General features: G+C 54.2%; 2 tRNA genes. Both read right to left on the bottom strand.

The features are described 5' to 3' along the window. A tRNA-Glu gene (locus KGF50_RS22160) sits at nucleotides 1–75 on the bottom strand. 7 nt (nucleotides 76–82) lie between these two features. Continuing rightward, nucleotides 83–158, bottom strand: a tRNA-Met gene (locus KGF50_RS22155). Between the last annotated feature and the right edge of the window lie 91 nt (nucleotides 159–249).

Genomic DNA, 249 nt, shown 5'->3' with positions numbered 1-249 from the left:
TGGTGACTCGTAGGGGAATTGAACCCCTGTTACCGCCGTGAAAGGGCGGTGTCTTAACCTCTTGACCAACGAGCCATTTTAATGGTTGCGGAGGCAGGACTCGAACCTACGACCTTCGGGTTATGAGCCCGACGAGCTGCCAACTGCTCCACTCCGCGATATTGTTTTATAAGTGCCGAAGACCGGAATCGAACCGGTACGAGAGGTAAGTCCCGCAGGATTTTAAGTCCTGTGCGTCTGCCAGTTCCG

This window comes from Clostridioides sp. ZZV15-6598, from assembly GCF_020657705.1.
Classification (GTDB): Bacteria; Bacillota; Clostridia; order Peptostreptococcales; family Peptostreptococcaceae; genus Clostridioides; species Clostridioides difficile_F.
This window is presented reverse-complemented; position numbering and strand designations above follow the sequence as displayed.